6 protein-coding genes are annotated in these 5,427 nt (G+C 72.8%); 4 read left to right on the plus strand and 2 right to left on the minus strand.

The features are described from left to right. Positions 1–21 precede the first annotated feature (21 nt). Positions 22–1,332, plus strand: coding sequence for a 3-phosphoshikimate 1-carboxyvinyltransferase (aroA, locus tag E7Z54_RS21180; protein WP_136436718.1), 1,311 nt, complete (start codon positions 22–24; stop codon positions 1,330–1,332). 1 nt (position 1,333) lies between these two features. Then, positions 1,334–2,338, plus strand: coding sequence for a ribosome small subunit-dependent GTPase A (gene rsgA / locus E7Z54_RS21185; RefSeq protein ID WP_136436719.1), 1,005 nt, complete (start codon positions 1,334–1,336; stop codon positions 2,336–2,338). Between the two features lie 168 nt (positions 2,339–2,506). Here the strand turns inward: rsgA and E7Z54_RS21190 are convergent, their stop codons facing one another. After that, a complete protein-coding gene (locus E7Z54_RS21190; protein ID WP_136436720.1) occupies positions 2,507–2,956 on the minus strand; it encodes a DUF2231 domain-containing protein in 450 nt (149 codons plus the stop codon). Positions 2,957–3,034: 78 nt separating this feature from the next. On the opposite strand from E7Z54_RS21190, the gene E7Z54_RS21195 reads away from it, so the two are divergent. Then, entirely contained in the window at positions 3,035–3,928 is an 894-nt protein-coding gene (locus tag E7Z54_RS21195; protein ID WP_136436721.1) for an inositol monophosphatase family protein, read from the plus strand. Positions 3,929–3,980: 52 nt separating this feature from the next. Further along, a complete protein-coding gene (locus tag E7Z54_RS21200; protein ID WP_136436722.1) occupies positions 3,981–4,412 on the plus strand; it encodes a CBS domain-containing protein in 432 nt (143 codons plus the stop codon). 23 nt (positions 4,413–4,435) lie between these two features. On the opposite strand, the gene E7Z54_RS21205 is transcribed toward E7Z54_RS21200, so the two are convergent. Next, a partial coding sequence (locus E7Z54_RS21205; protein WP_206056444.1) for an alpha/beta fold hydrolase occupies positions 4,436–5,427 on the minus strand: 992 nt, incomplete at its 5' end.

Below are 5,427 nucleotides of genomic sequence, written 5' to 3' on the forward strand. Positions count from 1 at the left end.
AAGGAATAGACTGCGCGGGACATGACGAACCCGCCTGCCGTCCCTGACCCCTGGCCCGCGCCCACGGCTGCCGACCCGATCGAGGCTACGGTCACGCTGCCGGGCAGCAAGTCGCTCACCAACCGTGCGCTGGTTCTCGCGGCGCTCGCGGACCGTCCCTCCGTCGTACGACGGGCGCTGCGGTCGCGCGACACGCTGCTGATGGCGCAGGCGCTGACCGCACTGGGCGCGGCGGTCGACACCTCCGGCGACGACTGGGCGGTGACGCCCCTCGACGGGTCGGTGCCGGGCGACCGAGCCGCCGTCGACTGTGGCCTGGCCGGCACCGTGATGCGGTTCGTGCCGCCGGTGGCGGGACTGGTCAACGGGAGCGTCGACTTCGACGGCGACCCACACATGCGCACGCGCCCGATCGGCGAGGTGCTGGGAGCGCTCACAGCGCTCGGCGTCGACCTCGGCGACGAGGCCTCGGGTGCGGCCGTCGGCCTGCCGTTCACCGTGCGCGGCACGGGGTCCGTGCCGGGTGGCACCGTGGTCATCGACGCCTCCGCGTCGTCGCAGTTCGTGTCGGCGCTGCTGCTGGCCGGCGCGCGGTTCGACGCGGGCGTCGACATCCGTCACGACGGCAAGCCCATCCCGTCACTCCCCCACATCGAGATGACGATCGCGATGCTGCGGGACCGCGGCGTCGCGGTGGACGACGCCGACGCCAACCGGTGGGCAGTGGCGCCCGGACCGATCCGCGGGATCGACCAGGAGATCGAGCCGGACCTGTCCAATGCCGCACCGTTCCTCGCCCTCGCCGCCGTGTCCGGTGGATCGGTCGTGGTTCGGGACTGGCCGGCCTCGACCACCCAGGCCGGCGACGCGCTTCGTGACCTGCTGGCGCGGATGGGCTGCCGCGTCGAGCGGGTGACCGAGGGGCTGCGGGTCACCGGCCCGGCGGGCGGCCACCGGTCGCTGGTCGGGCTCGAGGCGGACCTGCACGACGTCGGCGAGCTCGCGCCGGCCGTCGCCGCGCTCTGCGCGCTGGCCTCCTCCCCCTCCCATCTCACCGGGATCGCGCACATCCGGGGTCACGAGACCGACCGCCTGGCCGCGCTCGCCAAGGAGCTGGGGTCGCTCGGCGCCGGCGTCGAGGAGCACCCCGACGGGCTGACCATCCGTCCCGCACCGCTGCGCGGGGGCATCTTCCACACCTACGCGGACCACCGGATGGCCCACGCCGGCGTCATCGTCGGCGCGGCCGTCCCGGGTGTGCTGATCGAGAACGTCGGCACGACCAGCAAGACCTTCCCCGACTTCGCCGGCTTCTGGTCCGCGCTGTTCTGAGATGCCCCGCTACACCGAGCACGACGTCGAGCACTACGACCGTCCGCGCCGGCGCACGCGGCCCCGAACCAAGGAGCGGCCCTCCTACGACGACGCCGTCGACGGGCTGGTGATCACCGTCGACCGCGGCCGGTTCACCGTGCTCGTCGAGGACCGCACGGTGATGGCGATGAAGGCACGGCCGCTCGGCCGCAAGGGCGTGGTGGTCGGCGACCGCGTGCGTGTGGTCGGCGACGTGTCGGGGGCCGACGGCTCACTCGCCCGGATCGTGGAGGTCGGCGAGCGCGCGACCACGCTCCGTCGTACCGCGGACGACGACGACCCGGTCGAGCGCGTCATCGTCGCCAACGTCACCCAGCTCGTGGTCGTCACCGCCCTCGCCGACCCCGAGCCGCGGCCGCGGTGGATCGACCGCGCACTCGTGGCGGCGTACGACGGCGGCCTGGCGCCGCTGCTCTGCCTCACCAAGGCCGACCTGGAGGACCCCGAGACGCTGCTGTCGACGTACCGTTCGCTGGGCGTGCCGTGGGTGGTCACCCGCCGCGACACCGACCGTCGGATCATCGGACTCGAGGATCTCCGCGAGCGGCTGGCCGGGGAGACGAGCGTGCTGATCGGGCACAGCGGCGTCGGCAAGTCGACCCTGGTCAACGCGCTGATCCCGGAGGCGCGCCGGGAGGTGGGCATCGTGAACGCGGTGACCGGGCAGGGGCGCCACACGTCGACCTCCGCGGTGATGCTGGCACTCCCCGGCACGCCCGACGCGTGGATCGTCGACACCCCGGGGATCCGCTCCTTCGGCCTGGCGCACGTGCAGCCCGAGGACCTGATCTCGGCGTTCCCCGATCTGGACGAGATGACCGAGGACTGCCCGCGCGGCTGCACGCACGGCGACGGCGAGCCCGAGTGCGGCCTGGACGAGGCCATCGCGCGCGGCGACGCGGACGCCGAGCGGGTGGCGTCGTTCCGGCGGCTGCTGACGGCCCGGTCGGTCACCGAGTACTGAGCCGCGGTCCTGTGTGCGGCGCTGGCGGGCGCCGGTTCATCAAGGTATGCAGCCCAACCGTCGCTTCCCAGGGCGAGCGGAGCACGGGAAGTGCAGGTTCGCCTGCATCCCTTGGGAAACCTGCGCACCGACCGCCCCCACCCGCACGCGCCCCAGCTACGCAGACGGTCAGCCCTGCACCCCGAACCAGGCGATCTGCGCACCGGCGTCACCGGTCAGCACGGCGTACACGAGGGTGACCACGGCGGCGAGGGCGAGGACGACGGCCAGGACGACCCGGACCGGGCCCTCGCGCCGGTGCAGGCCGGCCGCGGCCACGGCTGCCGCGGAGAACGCGGTCGTCGCCCACCGGAGGATGTTGGCGCGGCCCTCGTGGGTTTCGACCAGCGCGGCCAGCTCGCCGCCGTACTGGTTGGCCCTCTCGAGCTGCTCACCCGACAGGTATGCCGTCCACACCGAGCCGAGAGCCACCACGGCGAGGACCGCCAAGGGCCATCGCAGCCAGTCCCGCCACCGCGGCACCACGGCGTAGGCGAGTCCGCTGAGGGCCGCGAGTGGGGTCAGCACGACCGCGGCGTGGACGACCAGGGCGTGGAGGGGCAGACCGTTGATCTCCATGGCTGAAGGTTGCCCTACTGGCGGGCACGGCAACCAGTCCCTCCCCCGTCGCGGGACGGAGAGCCGTAGGGTGCCCCTGTGGCTGCCCCCGACTACACCGACGACCTTCGGCTGGCGCACCTGCTCGCCGACGACGCGGACTCGCTGACCCAGGCCCGGTTCCGGGCGCTGGACCTGCACGTGATGAGCAAGCCGGACCTGACCCCGGTGACCGACGCGGACGAGGCGGTCGAGGAGTCGATCCGACGCACGCTCAAGAAGGCGCGCAGCCGGGACGCGGTCACCGGCGAGGAGCAGGGCACCTCCGGACACTCGCAGCGCCGCTGGATCGTCGACCCGATCGACGGCACCAAGAACTTCGTCCGCGGCGTCCCGGTCTGGGCGACGCTGATCTCCCTGGTCGTCGACGACGAGGTCGTGCTCGGCGTCGTCTCGGCGCCGGCGCTGCAACGGCGCTGGTGGGCGGCCCGGGACGGCGGCGCGTGGACCGGCAGGTCGCTGATGAAGGCGACCCAGTGCCGGGTCTCCGACGTACGACGCCTCGAGGACGCGTCGCTGTCGTACTCCTCCATCAGCGGCTGGGAGGACCGCGGCCTCGGCGAGGACCTGCTCGCGCTGATGCGTCGGGTCTGGCGGACCCGCGCCTACGGCGACTTCTGGTCCTACATGCTGCTCGCCGAGGGAGCGGTCGACCTGGCCGCCGAGCCGGAGCTCGAGGTCTACGACATGGCCGCGCTCGACATCATCGTGCGCGAGGCCGGTGGGCGGTTCACCGCCCTCGACGGCCGCGACGGCCCGTGGGGTGGCAACGCGCTGGCCAGCAACGGTCACCTCCACGAGGCGGCGCTGTCGTTCCTGGGCAGCGTCACCGCCGCGGACGACGACCCCGACTGGCCCCGGCTGGGCCCGGGCAGCGTCTCGGACCTGCGCACGCACCGGCAGCGGACGACCGAGGACCAGTCCGAGGAGTGACGACGGCACGGACGGGTGACAGCCCTCCGGGCATCCGAGTAGCCTCCGTCACATGCGTATCGCGGACGTCCTCAAGAAGAAACCGGTCCCTGACGTGGTCAAGATCGCGCCCGACTCCGGTGTCCGCGAGCTGCTCGCCGTCATGGCGGAGCACAACATCGGCGCGGTCGTGGTGAGCGCGGACGGCGTGGCCATGGACGGGATCGTCTCCGAGCGGGACGTGGTCCGCCGCCTCCACAGCGACGGCACCGTGGTCGACAACACGGTCGGCGCGATCATGACCAGGGAGGTTCAGACCTGTGCCCCCGAGGACTCCCTCGACGAGGTGATGCAGGTGATGACCGAGGGCCGGTTTCGCCACATCCCGGTGTGCGAGGGTGACCGCGTCGTCGGGATCGTGAGCATCGGCGACCTGGTCAAGCACAAGATCGAGCAGCTCCAGTTCGAGCGCGACCAGCTCGACCACTACCTGCACCAGACCTAGACCGGGGTCGCGCAGGCGGACGGTCAGCGGCGTGCCCTGACTCGCCCGACCACGTCGGCGACCGCCTCGAGGAACACCGGCCGCCAGCGCTCGACGTCGAACACCACCGACGCGTGTCCGCCCGGCGCCTCGAAGACCGTCACGTCGGGGATGGCGACGGCGAGCGCCCGCTGCCGGGAGGTCGCGATGGCGCGGTCCCGCGCGGTGACGACGACAGCGGTCGGAACATCGATCTCCGACAGCCAGGGCCGGGCGTCGAACGAGCCGAGCGCTCCGAGCACCTCCGGCAGCGCCCACGCGCTCGTGCTGCGGAACTCCGCCCACGCCCACGCCGACAGGTCGGTGCCAACCGGCGGGACCTCGGGCAGCGACCCGTGCAGGAGTCCGACTCGCTCGCGGTAGTGGCTGCGCAGAGCCGCGTTCGCGGCGCCGAGCAGCGGGTAGAAGAACGCGTCCCCCAGGTTGGCCTTCCAGCAGGCGGCGGTCGAGGCGAGCACCAGGCCCGCCACGCGGTCGCCGTGGCGCCGCCAGAACACCTGCGCCAGCGCGCCTCCCATCGAGTACCCGACGGCGACCACCTCGCTGATCCCGAGAACCTCCAGCAGCGCAGCCGCGTCGTCCGAGCAGTCGTCGAGGTCGAACCGGTCGGAGAGGATGCCGCGACCGTGCCAGCGCTGGTCGAGCATGACCAGCCGGTAGTGCGGCCGTAGCTCGTCGATGCTGCTGAACCAGGTGAGGTACGACGTCGTGGCCAGCCCGTGGAAGAGCAGGAGCGTCGGCGCGCCCGGATAGGGCGCTCCGGTGTCGACGGCGAACACCCGGCCGCGTCCGGGCAGGTCGACGACCTCGCCCGGGGGCAGGTCGGGAAGGTCGGGGAACCGCTGCGTGCGCCGGATCCCCGCACGGACTCCGAGCACGGCCACGCGCCCGCCCATGCGAGCACCGACGGCGGCGGCGCCGAGTCCCTTGCGTCCCGCGGTGCGCAGCGTCCGTCTCGTCATGCGCTCGCCTGGTG

It is taken from the genome of Nocardioides sp. (genome assembly GCF_004803405.1).
GTDB lineage: Bacteria > Actinomycetota > Actinomycetes > Propionibacteriales > Nocardioidaceae > Nocardioides > Nocardioides vastitatis.

What these genes read in the sequence shown, in the direction of transcription:
- aroA (WP_136436718.1), top strand. Translation starts at nt 22, where the DNA reads ATGACGAACCCGCCTGCCGTCCCTGACCCCTGGCCCGCGCCCACGGCT.
- rsgA (WP_136436719.1), top strand. Translation starts at nt 1,334, where the DNA reads ATGCCCCGCTACACCGAGCACGACGTCGAGCACTACGACCGTCCGCGC.
- E7Z54_RS21190 (WP_136436720.1), bottom strand. Translation starts at nt 2,956, where the DNA reads ATGGAGATCAACGGTCTGCCCCTCCACGCCCTGGTCGTCCACGCCGCG.
- E7Z54_RS21200 (WP_136436722.1), top strand. Translation starts at nt 3,981, where the DNA reads ATGCGTATCGCGGACGTCCTCAAGAAGAAACCGGTCCCTGACGTGGTC.